General features: G+C 52.7%; 19 protein-coding genes and 2 pseudogenes. 7 read left to right on the top strand and 14 right to left on the bottom strand.

Annotated elements, in window-relative coordinates; genetic code table 11:
* Position 1: 1 nt before the first annotated feature.
* Positions 2–619 carry a glutathione S-transferase family protein gene (locus HV334_RS12370; protein WP_016153128.1) on the top strand — a complete coding sequence of 206 codons (618 nt, stop codon included), beginning with the start codon at positions 2–4 and terminating at the stop codon, positions 617–619.
* 68 nt (positions 620–687) lie between these two features.
* On the opposite strand, the gene HV334_RS12375 is transcribed toward HV334_RS12370, so the two are convergent.
* Complete coding sequence (locus HV334_RS12375; protein ID WP_016153127.1) at positions 688–1998, bottom strand: MFS transporter; 1311 nt, start codon at positions 1996–1998, stop codon at positions 688–690.
* 73 nt (positions 1999–2071) lie between these two features.
* Positions 2072–3268 (bottom strand): L-talarate/galactarate dehydratase, encoded by a 1197-nt coding sequence (locus tag HV334_RS12380; RefSeq protein WP_016153126.1) that lies wholly within the window; start codon positions 3266–3268, stop codon positions 2072–2074.
* A gap of 319 nt (positions 3269–3587) precedes the next feature.
* Here HV334_RS12380 and HV334_RS12385 point away from each other — a divergent pair, with 319 nt between their 5' ends.
* Together HV334_RS12385 and pptA are read left to right on the top strand one after the other, a co-directional pair.
* A complete protein-coding gene (locus HV334_RS12385) occupies positions 3588–4592 on the top strand; it encodes a LacI family DNA-binding transcriptional regulator (RefSeq protein ID WP_181220419.1) in 1005 nt (334 codons plus the stop codon).
* Between the two features lie 34 nt (positions 4593–4626).
* Positions 4627–4854: a tautomerase PptA gene (gene pptA / locus HV334_RS12390; RefSeq protein ID WP_181220420.1), complete on the top strand. Its 228-nt coding sequence runs from the start codon at positions 4627–4629 to the stop codon at positions 4852–4854.
* A gap of 39 nt (positions 4855–4893) precedes the next feature.
* Here the strand turns inward: pptA and HV334_RS12395 are convergent, their stop codons facing one another.
* Positions 4894–5466: a flavin reductase family protein gene (locus HV334_RS12395; protein ID WP_181220421.1), complete on the bottom strand. Its 573-nt coding sequence runs from the start codon at positions 5464–5466 to the stop codon at positions 4894–4896.
* Between the two features lie 157 nt (positions 5467–5623).
* Here HV334_RS12395 and nhoA point away from each other — a divergent pair, with 157 nt between their 5' ends.
* A complete protein-coding gene (gene nhoA, locus HV334_RS12400) occupies positions 5624–6469 on the top strand; it encodes an N-hydroxyarylamine O-acetyltransferase (RefSeq protein ID WP_181220422.1) in 846 nt (281 codons plus the stop codon).
* A 57-nt stretch (positions 6470–6526) separates the two neighbouring features.
* On the opposite strand, the gene HV334_RS12405 is transcribed toward nhoA, so the two are convergent.
* From HV334_RS12405 to HV334_RS12435, 7 genes are all read right to left on the bottom strand, one after another.
* Positions 6527–7420, bottom strand: a complete 894-nt coding sequence (locus HV334_RS12405; protein WP_181220423.1) for a PhzF family isomerase — start codon at positions 7418–7420, stop codon at positions 6527–6529.
* 135 nt (positions 7421–7555) lie between these two features.
* Positions 7556–8236 carry a respiratory nitrate reductase subunit gamma gene (gene narI / locus HV334_RS12410; RefSeq protein ID WP_003833047.1) on the bottom strand — a complete coding sequence of 227 codons (681 nt, stop codon included), beginning with the start codon at positions 8234–8236 and terminating at the stop codon, positions 7556–7558.
* Positions 8233–8928, bottom strand: a complete 696-nt coding sequence (gene narW / locus HV334_RS12415) for a nitrate reductase molybdenum cofactor assembly chaperone (RefSeq protein ID WP_016153117.1) — start codon at positions 8926–8928, stop codon at positions 8233–8235. The genes narI and narW overlap by 4 nt, the downstream gene beginning before the upstream one ends.
* On the bottom strand, positions 8928–10472 hold the full coding sequence (gene narH / locus HV334_RS12420) for a nitrate reductase subunit beta (protein WP_016156550.1): 1545 nt from the start codon (positions 10470–10472) through the stop codon (positions 8928–8930). The genes narW and narH overlap by 1 nt, the downstream gene beginning before the upstream one ends.
* On the bottom strand, positions 10469–14209 hold the full coding sequence (locus HV334_RS12425) for a nitrate reductase subunit alpha (protein WP_181220424.1): 3741 nt from the start codon (positions 14207–14209) through the stop codon (positions 10469–10471). The genes narH and HV334_RS12425 overlap by 4 nt, the downstream gene beginning before the upstream one ends.
* Before the next feature lie 113 nt (positions 14210–14322).
* Positions 14323–15708, bottom strand: a complete 1386-nt coding sequence (locus HV334_RS12430) for a NarK family nitrate/nitrite MFS transporter (RefSeq protein ID WP_047358146.1) — start codon at positions 15706–15708, stop codon at positions 14323–14325.
* Positions 15709–15920: 212 nt separating this feature from the next.
* Entirely contained in the window at positions 15921–16499 is a 579-nt protein-coding gene (locus HV334_RS12435) for a TetR family transcriptional regulator (protein ID WP_181220425.1), read from the bottom strand.
* 117 nt (positions 16500–16616) lie between these two features.
* Between HV334_RS12435 and HV334_RS12440 the strand changes: the two genes are divergently transcribed.
* Positions 16617–18104, top strand: a complete 1488-nt coding sequence (locus tag HV334_RS12440) for an MFS transporter (protein WP_019076798.1) — start codon at positions 16617–16619, stop codon at positions 18102–18104.
* On the opposite strand, the gene HV334_RS12445 is transcribed toward HV334_RS12440, so the two are convergent.
* Both HV334_RS12445 and HV334_RS12450 read right to left on the bottom strand, forming a co-directional pair.
* Positions 18105–18485 (bottom strand): GFA family protein, encoded by a 381-nt coding sequence (locus tag HV334_RS12445; protein WP_087121860.1) that lies wholly within the window; start codon positions 18483–18485, stop codon positions 18105–18107.
* Between the two features lie 143 nt (positions 18486–18628).
* A pseudogene (locus HV334_RS12450) lies at positions 18629–19576 on the bottom strand (porin); the annotation flags it as partial.
* A gap of 82 nt (positions 19577–19658) precedes the next feature.
* Here HV334_RS12450 and HV334_RS12455 point away from each other — a divergent pair.
* Positions 19659–20639: an IS5-like element ISKpn26 family transposase gene (locus tag HV334_RS12455; RefSeq protein WP_020899206.1), complete on the top strand. Its 981-nt coding sequence runs from the start codon at positions 19659–19661 to the stop codon at positions 20637–20639.
* A 143-nt stretch (positions 20640–20782) separates the two neighbouring features.
* Here HV334_RS12455 and HV334_RS12460 read toward each other — a convergent pair.
* Positions 20783–20923: pseudogene (locus HV334_RS12460) on the bottom strand (phosphoporin PhoE); the annotation flags it as partial.
* 458 nt (positions 20924–21381) lie between these two features.
* On the bottom strand, positions 21382–22263 hold the full coding sequence (gene yddG / locus HV334_RS12465) for an aromatic amino acid efflux DMT transporter YddG (protein WP_047498654.1): 882 nt from the start codon (positions 22261–22263) through the stop codon (positions 21382–21384).
* Positions 22264–22550: 287 nt separating this feature from the next.
* Between yddG and fdnG the strand changes: the two genes are divergently transcribed.
* A complete protein-coding gene (gene fdnG / locus HV334_RS12470; RefSeq protein WP_094169740.1) occupies positions 22551–25598 on the top strand; it encodes a formate dehydrogenase-N subunit alpha in 3048 nt (1015 codons plus the stop codon).
* Positions 25599–25611 lie beyond the last annotated feature (13 nt).

A 25611-nucleotide genomic window follows, 5' to 3' on the forward strand; every position in this document is an offset into this window, starting at 1 on the left:
CATGATTAAGGTCTATGGGGTGCCGGGCTGGGGATCGGCCATCAGTGAAGTGATGCTCACACTGGCGGAGATCCCTTACAGCTTTATTGATGTGGATGGTTTTGACCGCGACGGGCCTTCGCGGGAGTTGCTTAAAAAAATGAATCCGCTGTGCCAGGTGCCCACACTGATACTGGAAAATGGTAACGTGATGACGGAAACGGCGGCGATCGCCCTGATGATCCTCGATCGTTGTCCTGAACTTGCGCCACCCGTTGGGCACGCTGAGCGCCAGCAGTTTCAGCGTCTGTTGATATGGCTGGTGGCAAATGTCTATCCAACGTTTACCTATGCCGATTATCCACAACGCTGGGTACCAGACGCCGCGGCGCAGTTGAAAAAGAACTGTATTGAGTACCGCAAATCGCTTTATATGTGGCTGAACGACCAGCTAAGCGCTGAGCCGTACGCGTTTGGCGATCAGCTAACACTGCTGGACGTTTATATTGCCGTTATGCGCACCTGGGGGCCGGGGCATGACTGGTTTCAGGACAACACGCCCAATATCAGCGCCATTGCTGACGCGGTTTGCCAGCATCCTCGACTGCGTACCGTACTGAAAAATAATAAGATTATTTGAAAAAAAAACGCTGTTCCGCAGGAGTGCAAATCCCGGAACAGCGGGCGAACTATCGCCATAAGCTTACATTACGCGACGGACGGGCTCAGCGTAATACGATCCAGCGGCCCCACGATAAACAGATAAGAAATCAGGCCAATCAGCCCCATCGAACCGACGTACAGAATGGCGTAATCGAATGACTGGGTATTCGCCAGAATGACGCCGATCACCAGCGGCGTGATAATACTCGCCATATTGCCGCACATATTGAATACGCCGCCAGCAATGCCGAGCACTTCTTTTGGTGAAGTATCGCTAAGTACGCACCACCCCAGATTGCCAAAGCCTTTGGCGAAAAATGCCAGACTCATCGCCGCGATAACCACAAATTCTGACGAGGTGTAGTTAGCGATAACGATGACACAGGAAAGTAACATTCCGCAGATAACGGGTAGCTTACGAGCAACCGTCAGGCTGTAGCCGCGCTTTAATAGCCAGTCTGAAAAAACGCCCCCTAACAATCCACCGATAAAACCGGCAATAGCAGGAATACTGGCGACAAACCCCACTTTAAGGATCGACATTCCTTTAGCCTGATACAGATAGGTAGGAAACCAGGTCAGGAAGAACCAGGTGATTGACGTCACGCAGAACTGCCCGATGTAAACGCCAATCATCATGCGGTTGACGCAGACGCTTTTTATTTGCGCAAAGGTAATCTTCTGTGGCTCTTTTTTATTTCCCAGCGACGGTTCGCCACCGCCTTCCCGGATATAGTCAATTTCCTGCTGGTTTACCTTCGGATGATGCATAGGATCTCTGATTTTTACCAGCCAGAAGATGCCAAGAATAACGCCAATCGCCCCGATGTAATAAAAAACAAAGTGCCAGCTGAGATTATGCAAAATAATCGTCATTAACGGTGTAATTACCCCTAACGAGATATATTGCGCGGCCTGGTAAACTGAGGTGACAAAGCCTCGTTCATTATTAGGAAACCACTGTACGCTTAATCGGCTGTTGGCAGGAAAGGCCGGAGCCTCAATGGCACCCATCAGTAAACGTAAGATTATCAATACCACAAGTGGACTGGCATACAGATAAATGGTGCCCTGAAACATGGTCACTAGCGACCAGCCAATCAGGGCGCAGCCGTATACCAGACGAGAACCGTAGCGATCAAGTAGCCAGCCGCCAGGCAATTGCATAATGACATAAGAAATACCGAAGGCAGAAAAGGCCAGCCCCATTGCTTCGGGATCAAAACCTAATTCTTTGCTCATAATCGGAGCCACGACGGATAACGTCGCGCGATCGGCGTAATTAAATACGGTGGCTAGAAACAGAAATATCAAAATACCGTAACGCACTTTTGTGCGCTTTATTATTGTGTTCATCACCCACTCCTTTCATAAGGTTGAGAGCGTTTCTGTAGGGAAGAGGGCGGGTATTACTTACCCGCCAAATAAATTAAGGACGTTTACCAAACTCGCAGGTTAATTGCGTCCAGCGACGTGTCTGCTCGCTGATGCTGAACCCCAGACCGTGACGGTCGGAAACCCACATCCGCCCATCGCGCAGCTCAAGCTGTTCATTAAATAACGGGTTCAGCCATTCGAAATGTTCCAACCATGGCTCAAGCGGGTAAGCGGCGGACAGATGCAGGTGAACTTCCATGGCAAAGTGCGGAGCCAGTTTGCGACCGTGTTTCGCCGCCAGGTCCATAATTTTCAGAAACGGTGAAATTCCCCCCACACGCGGTGCATCGGGCTGCACAAAATCACTGGCATTACCGAGGATCAACTGTTCATGTTCGCGGAAGCTGGTCAGCATTTCACCGGTAGCAATCGGGGTATCAAGCGCGGCGGCCAGTTGGGCGTGACCTTCCACATCGTAGGCATCCAGCGGCTCTTCAATCCAGATCAGATTGAACTGCTCCATTTTTCGTCCCATACGAATGGCGGTTTCTCGATCCCACTGCTGATTGGCATCGACCATCAGCGGGAAGTCATCGCCCAGCGCTTCACGCACCGCGGTTAAGCGGCGAATATCCTCGGCGCAGTTTGGCTGACCAACCTTGAGTTTGATGCCGCCGATGCCGTTTTCACGGGAAATAACGACGTTTTTGAGCACCTGATCCAGCGGCGTATGCAGGAATCCGCCGGAGGTGTTGTAACACTGCACGGAGTCCCGGTGTGCACCCAATAGTTTTGCCAGCGGCAACCCTGCTCGCTTGGCCTTCATATCCCACAAGGCGATATCGATAGGGGAGATAGCCTGAACCGCCATGCCGCTGCGCCCCACGGAAGCGCCAGCCCACAGTAGCTTGGTGTAGATCTTGTCGATATCGTTTGGATCTTCGCCTAACAGGTTATCGGCAATTTCTTTGGCATGAGCATAGATTCCCTGGCCGCCAGCCCGTTTGGAGTAACTAAATCCAACGCCTTCAAACCCGTCGCGACTGCGGATCTCCGCGATAATAATGGCGACTTCGGTTAGGGGTTTCTGGCGACCGGTCAGCACTTTGGCATCGCTCACGGGTGTTGCCAGAGGAAGGAAAGCCAGGGATAGCTTAACCCACTCGATACGGTCGCCGGTTTCAGCCGCGGTTTTTGCATTGGCTGATTTGGCATACGTTACGGCATCGGAATTCGCACTTAATGACATTTTAATCTCTCCTGGTGATAACAAATGATTGCGCTAACATTTTTAGTGTTAGCGCAATCATTGCGCCAGCGAATTGAATGCGTTTTGAACAATCACTCACAAATACTGAGACAAAAGGGCAGTAACTTGTAAACAGCATCACATTCCAATACTTTATGGGTAAATGCACAAGTCATTATGATGGCGCTATCATTTTAGATGACGCTAATTAACTAAGCTGCTGTTTTCTCAGCGTTATCGTAGAGTGGCGCTGGCAATAGCCGAAATCATGATGAATAATGCCAGGATAAATCAGCGATTTTTGACAAGGGCATCGACAGTGAAAAATCCCAGACCTCCGCGCGCACCCACGCTGGAAGATGTTGCCCGTACCGCGGGATTGTCGCCCATGACGGTGAGCAGGGCGTTGAATTCCCCGCAGCTGGTGCGCCCGAGAACGGTTGAAAAAGTGATGCAGGCGGTACGCGCCACCGGATATATTCCCAACGCGCTGGCCGGGGGGCTGGCGTCGCGTCGCAGTAAGCTTATCGCTGTGGTTGTCCCACAAATTAACAACAATATGTTTGTCGATACCATCCAGTCATTAAGCGATGAACTGGCTGAACGCGGGTACCACATCTTGCTCTGCGTGTCGGGTTATACGCCGCAAACAGAGGCTGAGCTGGTGGCGACGCTGCTTTCTCGTCGCCCGGATGGTGTAGTGCTCACCGGTATCCATCATACCGCCGAGCTGAAAAAGGTGATTCTTAATGCGGCCATCCCGGTCGTGGAAATATGGGATTTAACGCCAACGCCCATCGATATGCTGGTGGGGTTTTCGCATGAAAAAGTCGGGCAGGCGGTAGCAGACTATTTGCTGGAAAAAGGGTATCGCCGTCCTGGTTTGCTATGGACCGCCGATCGCCGGGCTGGCCAGCGTAAACAAGGACTGTGCGATGCGCTGAGCCGTCATGGTATTGCGGCTGGTGCACAGGTGGATGTCCCGCTTCCTGCCTCTCTGGCATTGGGGCGTAGCGGGTTGGCACAGCTATTGGCTGAACGCGCGTTTGATGTCATCGTCTGTAGCTCAGATACGTTAGCCCAGGGGGCGATCATGGAAGCTGAAAGCCGTGGTCTACGCGTGCCGCAGGAATTAGCGGTAATCGGTTTTGGCGATCTCGACTTTGCCGCCAGTAACCGACCAGCCATCACCACCGTCAGCGTCGACAGACGGGCTATTGGACAACGCGCCGCCTCTCTGCTTGCCGATCGTATAGAACAAATTCCGCGTGAAGACGATATTATTGATGTTGGATTTCACCTGGTGGAACGAGAATCCGCATAAGTTACCTGCATCCCAAAACAATAAGGAATCTGCTATGCCGCACGTCGATATCAAATGTTTTCCTCGCGATCTTAACGACGAACAAAAATCCGCGCTGGCGGCGGATATTACCGACGTCATTATTCGTCATTTGCAAAGCAAAGACAGTTCAGTGAGCGTGGCGCTTAATGAAATTGAGCCCGAGGCGTGGCAGGGCGTGTGGGATACGGAGATTGCGCCGCAGATGGCTAGGTTGATTAAAAAACCCGGCTACAGCATGTAAGACAAAACGGGCGGATTTTCCGCCCGTTTTGTCGTGCCATTATTCAGCTGCTGTTATGAGTTTTCCACTGGTGACAAACGTTCCGGCCCCAAGGTGATGCAGGGTATTGAGCTTGCCATCATCAAACTGCCAGCGTCCTTCCACGAAGGCTCGCTCATCAGCGGCAGCCGAGACCACTTCACCAAACAGCGTGTCATATTTTTCCTGTGCCGCAGTGGCAGGCAACAGGCGACACTCCATCCAGGCCAGACATTTTGCTTCAATCAGCGGTAAACCCAGTACCGGTCCCTGCACCACGGGAATGCCGTAGCAGTTGAATTTATCTTCCACCCGACCGGAAACGCTGCCTACGGCCCAGGTCCAGTTGGCGGCGGTAACGCCCGGAATAACGATGCCGAATTTGCCGCTACGTTCAATGAGCTCACGTGACCAGGCGGTCTTGTCGACAACAATCGCGATCCGCGGTGGTTCAAACTCCACGGGCATTGACCACGCGGCAGCCATCACATTTCGCCGCTCGGTATGCTCATCCCGGCTGGTGATTAATATCGTTGGGCCGTGATTTAGCAACCGACTGGCATGTTTTAATTCGATCGGACGAAAATGGCTCATGGATGCTCCTTGGCTGAGAGATAACACACCACAATAAACATAGATATTAACGGTATTAGCGATTTTGTCGCCTCGCCAGGAGGAACAACGCACAAAATCGACGGCGCAAAATTAAAAATGCGTTATAAGTACTGCATTAATCGAACAGGAACTCCGTATGACGCCTTTTTTAACCGCTTATTTTGCCCGTATTGGCTGGTCAGATTTGGCCAGGGGCAACATTGAAACCTTACGGGCGCTGCATTTACTGCACAACGCCGCCATACCTTTTGAAAACCTGGATGTATTGCTTCCAAGAGAGATGCAGCTTGACGATTTGTCTTTGGAAGAGAAGCTGGTGACGGCGCGTCGCGGCGGCTATTGTTTTGAACAGAACGGAGTATTTGAGCGGGCGCTACGCGAAATCGGTTTTACCGTACGCAGTCTGCTCGGACGTGTGGTACTGGCGAACCCGTCAAGCCTGCCACCACGCACGCATCGTCTGTTGCTGGTTGAGTTGCAGGGAGAGCAGTGGATCGCCGACGTTGGTTTCGGCGGGCAGACGCTGACGGCGCCGATTCGTCTGCAGGCGAATGTTGAGCAGAAGACACCACACGGCGAATATCGGCTGATTCAGGAAGGTGAAGACTGGATCCTACAGTTCTGTCATCACGAACACTGGCAATCAATGTACCGTTTCGACCTGGTCATACAGCATCAGAGCGATTATCTGATAGGCAACTTCTGGTCCGCTCACTGGCCGCAATCACATTTTCGCCATCATCTGTTGATGTGTCGTCATCTGCCTGACGGCGGGAAATTAACGTTAACCAATTTTCATTTCACCCATTATCAGGATGGACACGCGGTAGAACAGATTAATCTACCTGACGTCGCCAGTCTGTATGCTTTGTTGCAGGAGCGGTTTGGCCTGGGCGTGGATGACGTGAAGCATGGGTTTACCCAGGATGAGCTGGCGACGGTAATGGCGGCGTTTGATACGCATCCGGAGGCGGGGAAATAGGGGCATCGGAATTAGTGCCGGATTGGCGTAATCGCCTTATCCGGCCTACGGGAACAATTAAAAATCTATCGTCCATTCTGCGTGAAACAGGATCACCGCCGAACCGGTAATGGTGACTTTTTCTGGCTGGTTATCACGGATAGTCACCGTCACATCAACAATACCGTCGCGCCCGAGCGCACGGCCCTGATGTCCCTGAACACGTAACGTTTTCCCATCATGTGCCATCAGCCCATGGTGAACCAACCACGCGCCCATTGGACCGTTGGCATTGCCGGTAACCGGGTCTTCCACAATCCCAATTGCAGGCGAAAACATGCGGCCATCGGTGGCGTTTTCGCCCGGGCGGATTTGAAAAGGAAAGAAGCCGTTACAGCCAATTTGTTGGCTGATGGCTGTCAGAGCCTGCAAATCAGGGGAAAGGGCGTCGAGGTCCACCTCGGGCTTGAGCGGAATCATCACTTTCGAATGCCCGGTGGTAGCAACCTGAATCGGCAAGCCTGCCAGCATATCGTCTTCGCTCAGGTGTAGGGCCTCGATAATCGCACTACGAATAACCCCTTCCAGCGGAGGTTCAAATCCGGGTACGCCTTGCTCAAGGCTAATACGATAGTCATTCCCGATAGCTTCGATATCCACCCGATGACGACCGGCCAGCGAGGTTTGCCAGACTGTACTGTTGCCCAAGCCAAGCACGTTTGCCCGCACATAATGTGCAGCGACGGTAGCATGCCCACAGATAGGAACTTCGACCGTCGGCGTGAAATAGCGGATGCGAACATCGCTGTCGTCGCTGGTCAGCAGGAAAGCGGTTTCCGAATGACGCAGCTCGCGAGCAATGAGTTGCATCTGCGCTTCGCTCAGTCCGTCAGCATGCAAAACCACGCCTGCTGAATTGCCGCGAAAGGGTACCGAGGTAAAGGCATCGACGTGGTAAACCTGTGGTTTCATTAACGTTCTCCCTGGAATGGAGAAGCATCATAACGTGCAAAATGCCGGATGGCGATGATCGCTATCTTATCCGGCCTACGGTGCCTGGTTGTAGGCCGGATAAGGCGTGTCGTCACCCGACATTTCAATGCGGATTTATCGGCGTGAACGCACTATTTGATAGCGGCGGGTAAAGTACTCAAACGGCGCGCTCCACACGTGAACCAGGCGCGTGAACGGGAACAGCAGGAAGATAGTCATCCCCAGAACCAGATGCACACGGAAAATCAACGCCACGCCATCCAGATGCGCAGACGCGCCGCCCTGGAAAGTCACCACCGACTGCGCCCAACCTACCAGTTTCAGCATTTCACTGCCGTCAGGATGCTGCGCAGAGAATGGGATGGTGGTTAAGCCGAGGATACACTGAATCAGCAGAACGCAGAGGATCAGGATATCGGCAGTGGAGGAGGTTGCACGAATGCGCGGATTGGTCAAACGACGTACCAGCAAGCCAGCGCCACCGACCAGCGTCAGCACGCCACAGAGCCCACCGGCGATCATCGCCATCTGCTGCTTCACCGCAATCGGCAGGAACCAGGCATACATCCAGTGCGGGGTTAACATGCCAAACAGGTGCCCGAAAAAGATCCCCAGAATGCCGATGTGGAACAGGTTTGACCATAACACCATGCCGCGTTTGTCCAGCATCTGGCTGGAAGAGGCCCGCCAGGTGTATTGCCCGTAGTCATAGCGTAGCCAACTGCCGAGGATAAACACCGTGCCGCACAGGTACGGGTAGATATCGTAAAAAAAGACGTTCAGGTACTGTATCATTTCGGGCCTCCCGCGCTGACGTCGACATACTGAGGTGCCACGTCCTGGCTAAAGCGTCGTTGATAGTTTTGTAACGGTGAACTGTCACAGGCGGTGGCGTTATCCTCGATAAACTTCACCTGTTCCTCTTCCCAAACGGCATCCAGCGCCTGTCGGGTATCGTCGCGGGTTTCCGTGCCAACCTGTTTAGTGACACTGTCACTTGAAAGAGGGCTTCCGGCAAGCAGTAGCAGGGCGTCAAACAGTTGATACCACGGCGTATCACGCTGTTTCAAACGCCCCCCCAGCAGCGCCAGAATCGGTGCGACGTTCTGCAATCCTTCTTTGGCCTCCGCTTCCGGCAACACGCTTAAGTACTCCAGATACAGCGGCAGATGATCCGGCAGTTCGCGGCAGTCGAGCTGCAGTCCGACCTTTTCGTACTGCGCCAACAGATCAACCATCGCCTGGCCCCGATCGCGAGACTCGGCGTGCACGTGCTCAAACAGCAGCAGAGAGGTGGCCCGGCCCCGGTCAAATATCTCACACCATTCGGCTTGTTTATCCAGTAATGGCGCATTGAGCAGCCCCTGGCTAAATTCGGTAAGCATTGGGGCATCGCTGGCCACAAGCGCCAGCGCCTCGTCTTTACACTCCCACAGCAACTCGTCGGGATATTCCATCAGCAGGCCGATAACCTTCAGGATTTGCATTATTCACCCTCCGCTTTATCGCGCACTTCGGTGATGTCGATGGCGTCAATACGACTGCTGTTAAACAGGTTGAATTTGGTATCTGAGCCATGGCAGCCGTCGCCAAAGGTAAATCCGCAACCGTTTTTCTCCGGGAACGCATCACGCGCCATTTCACGGTGGCTGGTCGGGATCACGAAGCGGTCTTCATAGTTGGCGATGGCCAGATAGCGATACATCTCTTCAACCTGCTCAACGGTCAGACCCACTTCCTCAATCGCGCGGGTGTCCGTAACGCCTTCTACGGTTTGCGAACGCATATAATGGCGCATGGCCATCATTCGTTTTAGCGCGCGCAGTACCGGACCGGTATCGCCCGCGCTAAGCATGTTGGCAAGGTACTGAACCGGAATTCGCAGTGATTCAACCGCTGGCAGAATGTTGCCATTGTGCGGCAGTCCCCCCGCGTCAGCGACCGACTGAATCGGCGACAACGGCGGTACATACCAGACCATCGGCAGGGTGCGGTATTCCGGGTGCAGCGGCAGCGCCAGCTTCCAGTCCATCGCCATCTTGTAAACGGGCGAACGTTGGGCCGCTTCGATGACGTTGTGCGGAATACCTTGTTTTAACGCCTCTTCAATGACCGCCGGGTCGTGTGGATTGAGGAACACATCGCACTGACGCTCGTAGAGATCGGTCTCATGCTCGGTGCTGGCTGCTTCTTCGATGCGGTCGGCATCGTACAGCAATACGCCAAGATAGCGGATGCGTCCCACGCAGGTTTCCGAACATACCGTCGGCTGGCCGGACTCAATACGCGGGTAGCAGAAAATGCACTTCTCTGATTTACCGCTCTTCCAGTTAAAGTAGATTTTTTTGTACGGACAACCGCTGATGCACAAGCGCCAGCCGCGACATTTATCCTGGTCGATCAACACGATGCCGTCTTCTTCACGCTTATAGATGGCACCGCTCGGGCAGGTGGCGACACAGCTTGGGTTCAGGCAGTGTTCGCACAAGCGCGGTAAATACATCATGAAGGTGTTTTCGAATTGCCCGTACATCTCCTTTTGCATTTTCTCAAAGTTACGGTCGCGGGCACGTTTTGAGAACTCGCCGCCGAGTAACTCTTCCCAGTTAGGGCCCCAGATAATCTTGTCCATCCGTTTGCCATCTATCAGCGAACGTGGACGTGCGGTGGGCTGATTCTTGCTTTCCGGCGCGCTATGCAGATGCTGATAATCGTAGGTAAAGGGTTCGTAATAATCATCGATTTGCGGGATCACCGGGTTAGCAAAAATTTTGGTGATAACGCCCATCTTGCCGCCCAGGCGCGGCCTTATCTTCCCGTTAACATCGCGAACCCAGCCGCCTTGCCACTCTTCCTGATCTTCCCAGTTTTTCGGATAGCCAATGCCTGGCTTGGTCTCAACGTTGTTAAACCACGCATATTCCATCCCTTCACGTCCGGTCCAGACGTTTTTACAGGTGACGGAGCAGGTGTGGCAGCCGATGCACTTATCCAGATTAAGAACCATGCCTACCTGTGAGCGTATTTTCATTTTTTCGCCTCCTGTACCTGATCGCGACCTTCATCATCCAGCCAGTTAATATTTTTCATTTTTCTAATCATGATGAACTCATCGCGGTTAGAGCCGACCGTGCCGTAATAGTTGAAGCTGTATGCCAGTTGCGCATAGCCGCCGATCATGTGCGTGGGTTTCGGGCAGACGCGGGTGACTGAGTTATGGATCCCGCCGCGCATACCGGTGACTTCCGAGCCAGGGATATTCATGATTCGCTCCTGAGCGTGATACATCATGGTCATTCCCGGCGGCACGCGCTGACTTACCACAGCACGCGCGGTGAGCGCACCGTTGGCGTTAAAGGCTTCAATCCAGTCGTTATCCTCAATGCCCAGCTCTTTAGCATCGGTCTCACTGATCCAGACAATGGGGCCACCGCGCGACAGCGTCAGCATCAGCAGGTTTTCGCTGTAGGTAGAATGGATCCCCCATTTCTGATGCGGAGTCAGGAAGTTGAGCGCTTTTTCCGGGAAGCCGTTAGGCGGAACTTCGCGCATATTGCTGACGCTACGGGTATCGATAGGCGGACGATATGCCACCAGACTTTCACCAAACGCTCGCATCCACGCGTGATCCTGGTACAACTGTTGGCGACCGGACAGGGTACGCCACGGGATCAGCTCGTGGACGTTGGTATAGCCTGCGTTATAGGAGACATGTTCACTTTCCAGCCCGGACCAGGTGGGGCTGGAGATGATTTTGCGCGGCTGCGCCTGAATATCGCGAAAACGGATTTTCTCGTCTTCTTTGTTCAACGCCAGATGCGTATGGTCGCGTCCGGTCATCGCTCCCAGCGCTTCCCAGGCTTTCACCGCCACCTGACCGTTCGTTTCCGGTGCCAGGGCGAGGATCACCTCAGACGCGTCCAGCGCGGTGTCTATCAGTGGTCGGCCTTTCGCCGGACCTTCGCGTTTGGTGTAGTTCAGCTTGCCGAGGAAATCGACCTCCGTCTGGGTATTCCACGTAATACCTTTCCCGCCGTTACCGAGCTTGTCCATTAGCGGACCGAGCGAAGTGAAGCGTTCGTAGGTGGCGGGATAGTCACGTTCCACAACGGCAATGTTGGGCGCCGTTTTCCCCGGGAGGAGATCGCATTCGCCTTTACGCCAGTCCTGAATGTCAAACGGCTGCGCCAGCTCTGCCGGGGAGTCGTGTTGCAGCGGTTGCAATACCACATCCGTTTCTTGCCCAAGGTGCCCGACGCAAACCTCAGAGAAGACTTTGGCGATGCCTTTATAAATTTCCCAGTCGCTCTTCGATTCCCACGCAGGATCGACCGCCGCCGACAGCGGGTGAATAAACGGATGCATATCCGAGGTGTTCATATCGTCTTTTTCATACCAGGTGGCGGTCGGCAAAACGACATCGGAGAACAGGCAGGTACTCGACATACGGAAATCGAGCGTTACCAGCAGATCAAGCTTGCCCTCTATCGCCGCGGACTGCCATTCCACCTCTTCAGGTTTTATACCTTCGCTTGAACCGAGCGCTTCCCCCTGGATCCCGCTTTCGGTACCCAGCAGATACTTGAGCATGTATTCATGCCCTTTACCGGAGGAGCCGAGCAGGTTAGAGCGCCAGACGAAGAGATTACGCGGATGGTTGTTACCACTATCCGGCTGCTCGCAGGCAAAACGAATTTCACCCGATTTCAGCGCCTGTGCAGTGTATTGTGCAGGCGACACTCCCGCTTGTTCTGCCTTTGCTTTGACGGTCAGAGGGTTGAGGTTGAGCTGCGGCGCGGACGGCAGCCAGCCCATTCTTTCTGCCCGCACGTTAAAGTCGATCAAATGTCCGCTAAACTTGGACGCGTCAGCCAGCGGAGAGAGGAGTTCCTGAGCGGTGAGTTTTTCATAACGCCACTGGCTGGAGTGATTGTAGAAAAACGAGGTGCTGTTCATCTGACGCGGCGGGCGGTTCCAGTCCAGCGCAAAGGCCAGCGGCAACCAACCAGTTTGCGGACGCAGTTTCTCCTGACCCACATAGTGCGCCCAGCCGCCGCCGCTTTGTCCCACACAACCGCAGAACACGAGGATGTTAATCATTCCACGGTAGTTCATATCCATGTGATACCAGTGGTTGACGCCAGCCCCGAGGATAATCATCGAACGGCCATGGGTTTTGTGCGCCGTATCGGCAAACTCACGGGCGATTTGTTCGATATGACGACGAGGGACACCGGTAATTTGCTCTCCCCAGGCCGGGGTGTAGGCTTTCACTTCGCTGTAATCTTGCGCGCTATGAGCGTCATCCAGATCACGGTCGAGGCCGTAATTCGCCAGCACCAGATCATAGACGCTCACCACCGGGCAACGGCTGCCGTCGGCGAGGGTAAGATGTTTTACCGGCAGTTGACGAATCAGCACGGGTTCCTGTTTCACGCTGCGAAAATGTGGGTTTTCGTTGCCGCCGAAGTAGGGGAATGCCACGCCGGTCACTTCATCATGCTGACCAAGCAACGAGAGGAAAAGTTCTGTTTCAGCGCCAGCCGCCAGTGGCTCCAGGTTCCATTTACCTTTCTCGCCCCAGCGAAAACCGATAGACCCGTTCGGGACCACCAGTTCGCCAGCAGTGTTAAAGGCCACGGTTTTCCACTCCGGATTGTTACTTTCGCCCAGACCATCGACAAGATCTGAGGCGCGCATCATGCGCCCTGGCACGTAGCTGCCATCTTCCCGGGCATCCAGCAAAACCAGCATCGGCATATCGGTATAGCGACGACAGTAATTGATGAAGTAATCGCTGGGATTGTCGAGGTGGAATTCTTTCAGGATGACGTGGCCCATCGCCATCGCCAACGCGCTGTCTGTCCCTTGCTTGGGGGCCAGCCACTGGTCGCACAGTTTGGCGACTTCCGAGTAATCCGGCGTAATGGCAATCGTCTTGGTGCCTTTGTAGCGTACTTCAGTAAAAAAGTGCGCATCCGGGGTACGGGTCTGCGGCACGTTTGACCCCCAGGCGATGATGTAGCTGGAGTTATACCAGTCGGCGGATTCTGGAACATCGGTCTGTTCGCCCCAGGTCATCGGTGATGCAGGCGGTAAATCGCAGTACCAGTCATAGAAGCTCAGGCAGGTTCCGCCCAGTAGCGAAAGATAGCGTGTGCCTGCGGCATAGGAGACCATCGACATAGCAGGGATCGGGGAGAACCCGGCCACGCGATCCGGGCCATAGGTTTTCACCGTCCAGACGTTGGCGGCAGCAATGAGCTGATTAAGCTCTTTCCAGTTGGAACGGATAAAACCACCGCGCCCGCGTACCTGCTTGTAGCTCTGGCATTTTTGCGGGTCGTTCATAATGGATTCCCAGGCCAGCACCGGATCGGGCTGGCGGGACAGGGCGTCGCGCCACAGTTCGATCAGACGTTTACGCACCAGGGGATATTTCAGACGGTTGGCGCTGTAAAGATACCAGGAGTAGCTGGCACCGCGCGGGCAGCCACGGGGTTCATGATTTGGCAGGTCAGGGCGGGTACGCGGGTAGTCGGTTTGCTGCGTTTCCCAGGTCACCAGTCCGTTTTTGACGTAGATTTTCCAACTGCATGAGCCGGTACAGTTAACGCCGTGGGTAGAACGCACAATTTTGTCGAACTGCCAGCGCTGACGATAGCTGTCTTCCCAGTCCCGGTTGGTGTGCATCACTTGCCCGTGCCCATCGGCAAACGTATCGCCCTTTTGTTTAAAGTAGCGAAAGCGATCGAACAGTTTACTCATGACATAACTCCTGCTTTGAGAATATTGCCGACGGTGAATCGAACGGTAGGCCGGATGGCGGTTAACGCCTTATCCGGCCTATCGAACTGTCCGATCCTGCGGTATCCATTTTGTTATTTTTTTTGTGATTTACGGCCATAGACCAGCCAGGTCACCAGCACGCAGACGATGTAAAACACGAGGAATATTTTCATTGCGCCCACCGGAGAGCCGGTCAGCGCCAGCGATGAACCAAACGCTTTGGGGATGAAGAAGCCCCCCACAGCGCCAATAGCAGAGATGAATCCCAGGGCGGCAGCGGTATCGGTTACCGCCTCACGTTGGGCCTGTTCTTCAGTACCACCGTGCAGCTTCACCCGGTATATGGTGATTTTGCGAAAGATCACAGCGATCATCTGGAAGGTTGAGCCGCTTCCCAGACCCGCAGTCAGGAACAAGCCCATAAACACCAGGTAGAAGGCGACAAAGTTTCCTTCGCCTGACCCAGGCAGGGTGAGGAACAGCAGGGCGCTAAACAACGCCATAAAGATGAAGTTAATTAACGTGACGCGCACACCACCGAATTTGTCAGAGATCACCCCACCTGCCGATCGCGCAAGAGCACCGATGAAGGGGCCGAAGAACGCCAGTTGCAGGATATTCACGTCCGGGAACTGAGTTTTCGCCAGCATGGCAAAGCCTGCCGAAAAGCCGATAAATGAACCGAAAGTGGCGAGATACAGCAGGCTTAATAACCACAGATGAAAACGTTTGAGGACCGGCAACTGGGAAGCAATTGAGGCCTTCGAACTGGCAATATCGTTCATTCCCATGCCTGCTGCTAAGGTGGCTATCAGCAGTAACGGAACCCAAATCCATGCGGCATTGGCCAGCGACAATAACGAGCCGTCGGCTTGCGGTACGCCCTGTACGCCCAAAAAGGTAAAGATAGGCAGAAAGATCACCAGCGGCGCGATCAACTGCATCACGCTGACGCCAAGGTTGCCGAGACCGCCGTTAACGCCTAATGCGCTGCCTTGTTTCGCTTTGGGGAAGAAAAAGCTGATATTACCCATGCTGGAGGCAAAGTTTGCGCCAGCAAAACCACACATCAGCGCAATGATAATAAATACGCCAAACGGAGTAGCGTTATTTTGCACGGCAAAACCGAGCCAGACGCAGGGAATCACCAGAATAATCGTGCTAAAAATGGTCCACCGGCGCCCACCAAATATAGGTACCATAAAGGAGTAGGGAACGCGCAATATTGCGCCAGAAAGAGAAGGCAATGCCGTTAATAAAAACAGTTGGTCAGTAGTGAAATTAAAACCAATTTTATTCAGATTGACGGCCACGGCGCTAAACAACATCCAGACGCAGAACGCCAGCAACAGACAACTTACTGATATCCAGAGGTTTCTGCGTGCAATATGCTTACCTTTGTTTTCCCAAAAGGCGGGGTTCTCCGGTTTCCAGTCAGTTAAAAGATAACGATTATTTTTCTCATTTGATGCTGACATATTATTCTCCATGCCCATGCCGTTCATGAAAAAGAAATAAACGCACACAGCGCCGCGCGAGTTCTTTTTAGAAATTATTGAAAAGTTTTGGGAATATTGACTGAAAGAATAGATAAAAAAGTGCAATAACGCGGCGTGATGAGGGAATTACATGTTGCTTAAGTGTTACCAATTGTAAAAATAAAAGATGTATTATTAATTCATCTATAACATCAATTAACTAACTCTAACGTAATCATACGATCCAAATGGCGTTCGAATGCAGGGTCGGTCATTTCCTCAATGCCTAAGACATAGATGCCATCCAGGCCGCAAACCAATGCGATTAAGCGCCAGGCCACCTCGGCCGCATCCGGTATTGCTGAAAATTCACCTGCACTCTGTCCTTGAGTGATGATAGCGGCGGTTTCTTCATGCCACATCCGCATGGTTAGCAGGTAGGCGCTTTTGATTTCCGGATCTTTATCCGCCAGGACCTGCGCTTCGCGCCACAGTTTAATGTAGGGTTCGAACCCGCCATCTTCGCTGCCCAACATAGCATGCAGTCGTTCGCGGAAGCTGGCGTTATCACTGACCTGTTCGGCATCCAGAAGGGTCCGTATCAGTTGCACAAAAGCGAGGGATTTTAACTCACCCGCAGAGGTAAAGTGATGGTGTACCTGCCCGGTGGACACCTGAGCTTCCGTGGCAATACGCCGCACCGTCATAGCAGTAAATCCTTCCTCAAGCGCGACACGCATGGCCGCTTGCAGAATAACTTCCCGACGTTCGTCCCGATTCAGATAGCTCATCTTTCCTCCTGTACCCGTATAGCACGCAGTTTAACAAAAAGTTGGACATACGTTCAAATTTCCGTAGGATCGCTAAAGCTGGACACGTGTCCAGTTTCAGTTTCGTTAGGGAGTTTTATGTTTCGTCAGTGGTTAACGTTAGTCATTATTGTACTGGTCTACATCCCTGTTGCGATTGATGCAACGGTGCTGCACGTTGCCGCGCCCACGCTGAGTATGACGCTGGGTGCCAGTGGTAACGAGCTGCTGTGGATCATTGATATTTATTCTCTGGTAATGGCCGGAATGGTATTGCCAATGGGTGCGCTGGGCGATCGTATTGGCTTTAAACGTCTGCTGCTGTTAGGGGGCGGATTATTTGGTCTCGCATCGCTGGCCGCTGCCTTTGCCCACAGCGCGGGTTGGCTGATTGCCACCCGGGCCGTATTGGCTATTGGGGCGGCGATGATTGTTCCGGCAACGCTTGCGGGTATTCGCGCCACATTCGCTGAGCAACGGCATCGCAATATGGCGCTCGGTGTCTGGGCTGCCGTGGGTTCCGGCGGTGCGGCATTTGGCCCACTGGTTGGTGGGATGCTGCTGGAGCACTTCTACTGGGGATCCGTATTCTTAATTAATGTACCGATTGTCCTGGTGGTAATGGCCTTAACCGCACGCTTAGTGCCGCGCCAGGCCGGACGTCGCGATCAGTCGTTAAATTTCGGTCATGCGATAATGCTGATTGTCGCCATTCTGCTGCTGGTTTACAGCGCTAAAACCGCGCTGAAAGGGCATACGGCGACCGCTGCCATTGCGTTGACGCTGTTAACCGGCGCGTTACTGTTGTGGCAGTTTGTCCGCATTCAGCTCGCTGCTTCCCGCCCGATGATTGATATGCGGCTGTTCACGCATCGCATCATCTTAAGCGGCGTTGTGATGGCGATGACCGCGATGATAACTCTGGTGGGTTTCGAGTTACTGATGGCTCAGGAGCTACAGTTTGTTCATGGTTTAACACCGTATCAGGCGGGACTGTTTATGCTGCCGGTGATGCTGGCAAGCGGCTTCAGCGGACCCATTGCCGGTATGCTGGTGTCACGCCTGGGATTACGTTGTGTGGCAACGGCGGGTATGGCGCTTAGCGCCGTCAGTTTTTACGGCCTGGCGATGACAGATTTCAGTACTCAGCAGATTCAAGCCTGGATATTAATGGCTTTGCTCGGTTTCAGCGCCGCCAGTGCGCTGCTGGCCTCAACGGCGGCTATCATGGCGGCAGCCCCGGCAGAAAAAGCCGCAGCCGCGGGCGCCATTGAGACAATGGCTTATGAACTGGGGGCCGGGCTTGGGATCGCTATCTTTGGTTTGTTGTTGAGCCGCAGCTTTTCAGCCTCGATTCTGCCACCTGTCGGACTTAACCCACAGGAGATAGAACGAGCCTCATCGTCAATGGGGGAGGCGGTGCAACTGGCGCACTCGCTCCCGTCGTCGCTGAGTGAGGCGTTGCTGTCGGCTGCTAAAGAAGCCTTTACCTGGTCGCACAGCGTGGCCTTAAGCAGCGCCGGCAGCATGCTTATCGTATTAGCGGTAGGAATGTGGTTCAGTCTGGCAAAGGTACAGCGTCAATAACTAATGGGCTAAATGACAGGGGTAATCCATCTCTTCGACTTCTTTCCCACTCAGTCGAGCGTATTGCCCCGTCAGCCTCCAGAACGCAGGCTGTGTTTCCGTATAGATCTCTGCCGCTAAAACCAGGCGGCGGCGATCCACCTCATTCAGCTCCAGCAGCGTCCACGGCACAAAATAACGATCGCTGCCCGTTAGGGTAAACCACAGCGGGCACCCGCATCCGGAACAGAAGAAACGTTCACCACGATTTGAAGATGGGAAGTGCGAAGGTTCTGCTGAATCTGGCGACATCAGCGGCTGAGCGCTGGCTTCCAGATACATAGCGATGCCACCTGACCACTTCTGGCACAGCGTACAATGACAGGCATAGACATCCAGCATTTCGACGTCGACGGTAAAATGACTCTGCCCGCAAAGACAACGACCAGTGAATGTCTGCACGGCATACTCCTTATGACCGAGTCTACATTAAGAGAAAAAGCCAGCCCTGGAAGGACTGGCTTTGTATTCAGACTACAACAAAATTAGAACTGGTAGTTCAGACCAACAGCAACGATGTTGTCAGTGCTTACACCGGCAGCTCTTGTGAAGTTGTTGGCATCCAGCAGGTTGATTTTGTAATCAACGAAGGTGGACATGTTTTTGTTGAAGTAGTAGGTCGCGCCCAGATCTACGTATTCAACCAGATCCTGGTCGCCGTAACCGTTGATGTCTTTACCTTTAGACTTCAGGTAAGCAACGGACGGACGCAGACCGAAGTCGAACTGGTACTGAGCAACAGCTTCAAAGTTCTGTGCTTTATTTGCAATACCGATGATCTCAGTACCTTTAACAGTACCACCAAAGGTAGTCATGTTACGGGTTTCGGAGTAGGTGGTTGCCAGGTAGATGTTGTTCGCATCATATTTCAGGCCAGCAGCCCAAATTTCAGCGTTCTTACCGTCAGCTTTGAACTGACCGCTGTGGTTGTTCTGGGAGTCAGTACGGTCAGATTTCGCATAGGTTGCACCTACACCGAAGCCATCGTACTCATAGGTAGTTGACAGACCGAAGCCGTCGCCATTAGCTTCTTTGTCGGCGCTACGATCGTTTTTACCCTGGTACTGCAGGGCAAAGTTCAGACCTTCAACCAGACCGAAGAAGTCGGTGTTACGGTAGGTTGCAACGCCAGTAGTACGACCAGTCATGAAGACGTCAGTCTGGGTCCAGGTATCGCCACCGAACTCTGGCAGAACGTCGGTCCATGCGCCGATGTCGTAAGCTACGCCGTAGTTACGACCGTAGTCGAAAGAACCGTATTCAGCGAATTTCAGGCCAGCGAATGCCAGACGGGTTTTATCTTTGTCGGAACCCTGATCTTCAGAACGGTTGCCTTTGAATTCATATTCCCACTGACCGAAACCAACCAGTTGGTCGTTGATCTGAGTTTCGCCTTTGAAGCCCAGACGCGCGTAAGTTTTGTCGCCATCGCTGCTGGTATCGTTAGGGAAGGTGCGAACAAGTTCCTGATATGAGATCATCATATTCATCCGGAGCGCATCCCAGAGGGACATCATGAGCCATCAACTCACCTTCGCCGATAGTGAATTCAGCACTAAGCGCCGTCAGACCCGAAAAGAGATTTTCCTCTCCCGCATGGAGCAGATTCTGCCATGGCAGAATATGACCGCTGTCATCGAGCCGTTTTATCCCAAGGCGGGCAATGGCCGACGGCCCTATCCGCTGGAGACCATGCTGCGTATTCACTGCATGCAGCATTGGTACAACCTGAGCGACGGTGCCATGGAAGATGCCCTGTACGAAATCGCCTCCATGCGCCTGTTTGCCCGATTATCCCTGGATAGCGCCCTGCCGGATCGCACCACCATCATGAATTTCCGCCACCTGCTCGAGCAGCATCAACTGGCCCGTCAATTGTTCAAGACCATCAATCGCTGGCTGGCCGAAGCAGGCGTCATGATGACCCAAGGCACTTTGGTGGATGCCACCATCATTGAGGCACCCAGCTCTACCAAGAACAAAGAGCAGCAACGCGATCCGGAGATGCATCAGACCAAGAAAGGCAATCAGTGGCACTTTGGCATGAAGGCCCACATTGGTGTCGATGCCAAGAGTGGCCTGACCCACAGCCTGGTCACCACCGCGGCCAACGAGCATGACCTCAATCAGCTGGGTAATCTGCTTCATGGAGAGGAGCAATTTGTCTCAGCCGATGCCGGCTACCAAGGAGCGCCACAGCGCGAGGAGCTGGCCGAGGTGGATGTGGACTGGCTGATCGCCGAGCGTCCCGGCAGGGTAAAAACCTTGAAGCAGCATCCGCGCAAGAACAAAACGGCCATCAACATCGAATACATGAAAGCCAGCATCCGTGCCAGGGGGGAGCACCCGTTTCGCATCATCAAGCGGCAGTTCGGCTTCGTGAAAGCCAGATACAAGGGGCTGCTGAAAAACGATAACCAACTGGCGATGTTATTCACCCTGGCCAACCTGTTTCGGGTGGACCAAATGATACGTCAGTGGGAGAGATCTCAGTAAAAACCGGAAATAACGCCAGAAATGGTGGAAAAAATAGCCTAAATAGGCTGATTCGATGTGTTTGCGGGAAAAAAATCGGCCCAGATCCGCGAAATTTTAATCAGCGAGTCAGCTTGGGAAGAAATGACCTACTTATTCGCACCTTCCTTAGAGAAGTAGTGTTGAGCGTGAACTTTACCGTACAGGTCCAGTTTGTTTGCGTCTTTGTTATATACCTCAGCTGCGTTTACCGCACCTGCCGCCAACAGGCTAGTCACTGCCACTGCAACTAATTTAAGTTTCATTCTAAATAATCCTTATAATTATTTCTTGGTGTGTTTCCTAAACCATTGCTAAACGAAGGGGTTCGTCAATGGCAAACCATTTTTAAATGACGCAGTGGTATAAGTTCAATAATAAGTTTCATAATATTGCGAAATATTTGAAGTTGTGTGATCCAGATCTACATAATATAGCTGATTGTATTAATCTTAATATGTGACAGATCGGAATGGGTATATTTACATGGGGAACTATTGTGCAGGCTATGATTTAAATGGCGTTAGTTTCGCAGGTGTAATATATACATGTGAAGAGATATAGATGACCGAGTAATACTTTCGGGTGTTAATTAATTTCCATATGTTTAACATTTAATTAAACAAATATAAACATAAACCGCAGCGGAATGAACAATTATTATTCATTAAATTGTCTAAAGTATAGCCGGATTTTATTTGTTTGTGATAAAATCCGACTTTTTTCAGGCACGGCGCGTTGCCAGCCAGCAAAGCAGAGACCCCGCGCAGACCATCAGCGCTCCTTGCCAGAAGGATAGTGACAGCGGGGCGCTGAGCAACACCGCGGCCAGCGCAGAGGACAGCACTGGAGTAAAATAAGACCCGACGGCCATAACGGTCACGTTGCCATGCAAAATGCCAATATTCCACGCAGCATAGGCAAATCCTAACGTTAATGCTGCCGTGAACATTTTAATCGTCACCGAAGTGCTAAAAACCATTTCTGGTTGAGGCGTAATTAAATAGTAAATCCACAAACTTGCCGCCGTTAGTAAAACGAACACGGTGATGCCGTTAAAACCTTTTGCATATTTATTGGTCACCGTGCAATACGTTGCCCAGATAAAAGCGCCGAGAAAGGCGAGGAAATAGCTAAGCGGACTGCTGGCAACATTACTGATAATTTCTCCAGGATTGAGGCCGTTTTCGCCCCCCAACACCCAACAAACCCCGGTCAATGCGATGATTAATCCGGGAATCACCAACCAGGTTGTTTTTTGGCCATTAAATAAGATGGCGAATAATATTGTCAGACTTGGCCAGAGATAATTGACCATACCCACTTCAATAGCCTGGTGACGAGTGGCGGCATAGCCGAGGGCCAGCGCTAAACATATTTCATAGCTAACAAAAAGCACGCTACCGGCGATTAAATATCGCACAGGAATTTTTCTGATATTTGGGAATCCGACGGTAAATATCAGCAACAGGCCGCTTAATGTAAAAATCATCGCCGCGCCGCCTGCCGGCCCCAGTCCTTCGCTTACCCCACGAATAAGCCCGACCATCGTGCTCCAGAGCACGATGGCAATAAGCCCAATTAACGTTGCTTTTTGTTTTGTCATGCTGATTGTCTGTCCATGGTACTGGCAAAAATTAAGCTGAAATGTATAGCACCTTTACACCGTAGCGCGCTAATTAATTCCCTTTTGTCTACTCCCTTATGGGTACAAAGGTTAAGCGAAGTGCACTATTTAGTAGCGGAACCGTTTCGTTATTGATTTGACGCAAAAAAAATATGGATATAGCTGATAGTTTCGTCGCGAAGTTGTACATGTCATCTTTCAATCATGCCGCGCTGGCGCAATTTGAGAGATTTCCTGTACGAATCCCTGCAAAAAAGAGGAAAGCAATGGACGTCAGCCGCAGACAATTTTTTAAAATCTGCGCGGGCGGTATGGCGGGAACAACAGTAGCCGCTCTGGGTTTTGCACCCAAAATGGCACTGGCTCAGGCGCGAAACTATAAGCTGTTGCGCGCCAAAGAGATCCGAAACACCTGCACATACTGTTCCGTAGGTTGCGGGCTATTAATGTATAGCCTGGGAGATGGAGCAAAAAACGCCAAAGAGTCGATTTACCATATTGAAGGGGATCCGGATCATCCGGTGAGCCGTGGGGCATTATGCCCTAAGGGCGCAGGATTACTGGATTACGTGCACAGTGAAAACCGTCTGCGTTACCCGGAATATCGCGCTCCAGGCTCCGACAAATGGCAGCGTATCAGCTGGGATGAGGCTTTCACCCGTATCGCGAAGCTGATGAAAACTGACCGCGACGCCAACTTTATTGAGAAGAATGAGCAGGGCGTAACGGTAAACCGCTGGCTTTCTACCGGGATGCTGTGCGCATCTGCGGCAAGTAATGAAACCGGCATGCTGACGCAAAAATTTGTGCGCTCACTCGGCATGCTGGCAGTAGACAACCAGGCGCGCGTCTGACACGGACCAACGGTAGCAAGTCTTGCTCCAACATTTGGTCGCGGTGCGATGACCAACCACTGGGTTGATATTAAAAACGCCAACGTCGTGATGGTGATGGGCGGTAACGCCGCTGAAGCACATCCGGTGGGATTCCGCTGGGCGATGGAAGCTAAAAACAACAATGATGCCACGCTAATTGTTGTTGACCCCCGTTTTACACGTACAGCCTCGGTAGCGGATATTTACGCGCCAATTCGTTCCGGCACGGACATTACGTTCCTGTCCGGCGTCTTGCTGTATCTGATTGAAAACAACAAAATCAACGCTGAATACGTTAAGCATTACACCAACGCCAGCCTGCTGGTGCGTGATGATTTTGCTTTTGAAGACGGTCTGTTCAGCGGTTACGACGCGAAAAAACGCCAATACGATAAATCGTCCTGGAACTACCAGTTCGATGAAAACGGCTACGCGAAACGCGATGAAACGTTAAGCCATCCTCGCTGTGTCTGGAATCTGCTAAAACAGCACGTTTCCCGCTACACGCCGGATGTGGTGGAAAACATCTGCGGTACGCCAAAAGAAGACTTCCTGAAAGTGTGCGAAGTGCTGGCTTCCACCAGCGCAGCGGATCGCACCACCACGTTCCTGTATGCGCTGGGCTGGACACAGCATACCGTCGGGGCGCAGAACATCCGTACCATGGCCATGATCCAGTTGCTGCTCGGCAACATGGGGATGGCAGGTGGCGGGGTCAACGCTTTACGCGGTCACTCCAACATTCAGGGTTTAACCGACTTAGGGCTGCTCTCTACCAGTCTGCCAGGCTACCTGACGCTGCCGTCAGAGAAACAGGCCGATCTGCAAACCTATCTGGCTGCTAACACGCCAAAAGCGACGTTGGCCGATCAGGTGAACTACTGGGGCAACTACCCGAAATTCTTCGTCAGCCTGATGAAATCTTTCTACGGCAATGCGGCGCAGAAAGAAAACGACTGGGGCTTTGAGTGGTTGCCGAAGTGGGATCAGTCCTACGACGTCATCAAATACTTCAACATGATGGATAGCGGGAAAGTGACCGGCTACATCTGTCAGGGCTTTAACCCGGTCGCGTCCTTCCCGGACAAAAACAAAGTGGTGCAGTGCCTGAGCAAACTGAAGTATCTGGTGATTATCGATCCGCTGGTGACCGAAACCTCTACGTTCTGGCAGAACCACGGCGAATCAAACGACGTTGATCCGGCTTCTATTCAGACCGAAGTCTTCCGTTTGCCATCCACCTGCTTTGCGGAAGAGGACGGCTCCATCGCCAACTCCGGTCGCTGGCTGCAGTGGCACTGGAAAGGTCAGGATGCCCCGGGTGAAGCCCGCAACGACGGCGAAATTCTGGCCGGTATTTATCACCGTCTGCGCGACATGTATCGCACTGAAGGCGGTAAAGCCGTAGAACCCGTGCTGAAAATGAGCTGGAACTATAAGCAGCCGGACGAACCGCACTCCGAGGAAGTGGCAAAAGAGAACAACGGCTATGCGCTGGAAGATCTCTATGATGCCAACGGTGTGCTGGTTGCGAAGAAAGGCCAGTTACTCAGCAGCTTTGCGCTTCTGCGCGATGATGGGTCTACGTCATCGTCCTGCTGGATTTATACCGGTAGCTGGACCGAGCAGGGCAACCAGATGGCCAATCGCGATAACGCCGACCCGTCAGGTCTCGGTAATACGCTGGGCTGGGCCTGGGCATGGCCGTTAAACCGTCGCGTGTTGTATAACCGCGCTTCGGCGGACCCGCAAGGTAAGCCATGGGATCCAAAACGCATGCTGATCCAGTGGAACGGCACGAAGTGGACGGGGAACGATATCCCGGACTTCAACACCGCAGCACCGGGCAGTGGCACCAATCCGTTTATTATGCAGCCGGAAGGGCTGGGTCGTCTGTTCGCTATCGATAAGATGGCGGAAGGTCCGTTCCCGGAACACTACGAGCCGATGGAAACGCCGCTGGGTACGAACCCGCTGCATCCGAACGTGATCTCCAACCCGGCAGCGCGTCTGTACGAAGCGGATAAGTTACGCATGGGCACGAAACAGGACTTCCCGTACGTCGGGACGACCTATCGTCTGACCGAACATTTCCATACCTGGACCAAGCACGCATTGCTGAATGCGATTGCCCAGCCAGAGCAGTTTGTGGAAATCAGCGAAACGCTGGCGGCAGCGAAGGGGATCTCCAACGGCGATCACGTCAAAGTCAGCAGCAAGCGTGGATTTATTCGCGCAGTTGCCGTGGTTACCCGTCGTCTGCGTACTCTGCACGTCAACGGTCAGCAGGTTGAAACGGTTGGGATCCCGATCCACTGGGGCTTTGAAGGAGTCGCGCGTAAAGGCTATATCGCCAACACCCTGACGCCGAATGTCGGTGATGCAAACTCGCAAACGCCGGAATACAAAGCGTTTTTAGTTAACATCGAGAAGGCGTAAGGGAGGCGAACAT

It is taken from the genome of Citrobacter sp. RHBSTW-00944, from assembly GCF_013615435.1.
GTDB classification, from domain to species: domain Bacteria; phylum Pseudomonadota; class Gammaproteobacteria; order Enterobacterales; family Enterobacteriaceae; genus Citrobacter; species Citrobacter braakii.

What these genes read in the sequence shown, in the direction of transcription:
- HV334_RS12370 (WP_016153128.1), top strand. Translation starts at nt 2, where the DNA reads ATGATTAAGGTCTATGGGGTGCCGGGCTGGGGATCGGCCATCAGTGAA.
- HV334_RS12375 (WP_016153127.1), bottom strand. Translation starts at nt 1,998, where the DNA reads ATGAACACAATAATAAAGCGCACAAAAGTGCGTTACGGTATTTTGATA.
- HV334_RS12380 (WP_016153126.1), bottom strand. Translation starts at nt 3,268, where the DNA reads ATGTCATTAAGTGCGAATTCCGATGCCGTAACGTATGCCAAATCAGCC.
- pptA (WP_181220420.1), top strand. Translation starts at nt 4,627, where the DNA reads ATGCCGCACGTCGATATCAAATGTTTTCCTCGCGATCTTAACGACGAA.
- HV334_RS12395 (WP_181220421.1), bottom strand. Translation starts at nt 5,466, where the DNA reads ATGAGCCATTTTCGTCCGATCGAATTAAAACATGCCAGTCGGTTGCTA.
- nhoA (WP_181220422.1), top strand. Translation starts at nt 5,624, where the DNA reads ATGACGCCTTTTTTAACCGCTTATTTTGCCCGTATTGGCTGGTCAGAT.
- HV334_RS12405 (WP_181220423.1), bottom strand. Translation starts at nt 7,420, where the DNA reads ATGAAACCACAGGTTTACCACGTCGATGCCTTTACCTCGGTACCCTTT.
- narI (WP_003833047.1), bottom strand. Translation starts at nt 8,236, where the DNA reads ATGATACAGTACCTGAACGTCTTTTTTTACGATATCTACCCGTACCTG.
- narW (WP_016153117.1), bottom strand. Translation starts at nt 8,928, where the DNA reads ATGCAAATCCTGAAGGTTATCGGCCTGCTGATGGAATATCCCGACGAG.
- narH (WP_016156550.1), bottom strand. Translation starts at nt 10,472, where the DNA reads ATGAAAATACGCTCACAGGTAGGCATGGTTCTTAATCTGGATAAGTGC.
- HV334_RS12425 (WP_181220424.1), bottom strand. Translation starts at nt 14,209, where the DNA reads ATGAGTAAACTGTTCGATCGCTTTCGCTACTTTAAACAAAAGGGCGAT.
- HV334_RS12430 (WP_047358146.1), bottom strand. Translation starts at nt 15,708, where the DNA reads ATGTCAGCATCAAATGAGAAAAATAATCGTTATCTTTTAACTGACTGG.
- HV334_RS12435 (WP_181220425.1), bottom strand. Translation starts at nt 16,499, where the DNA reads ATGAGCTATCTGAATCGGGACGAACGTCGGGAAGTTATTCTGCAAGCG.
- HV334_RS12440 (WP_019076798.1), top strand. Translation starts at nt 16,617, where the DNA reads ATGTTTCGTCAGTGGTTAACGTTAGTCATTATTGTACTGGTCTACATC.
- HV334_RS12445 (WP_087121860.1), bottom strand. Translation starts at nt 18,485, where the DNA reads ATGCTGGATGTCTATGCCTGTCATTGTACGCTGTGCCAGAAGTGGTCA.
- HV334_RS12455 (WP_020899206.1), top strand. Translation starts at nt 19,659, where the DNA reads ATGAGCCATCAACTCACCTTCGCCGATAGTGAATTCAGCACTAAGCGC.
- yddG (WP_047498654.1), bottom strand. Translation starts at nt 22,263, where the DNA reads ATGACAAAACAAAAAGCAACGTTAATTGGGCTTATTGCCATCGTGCTC.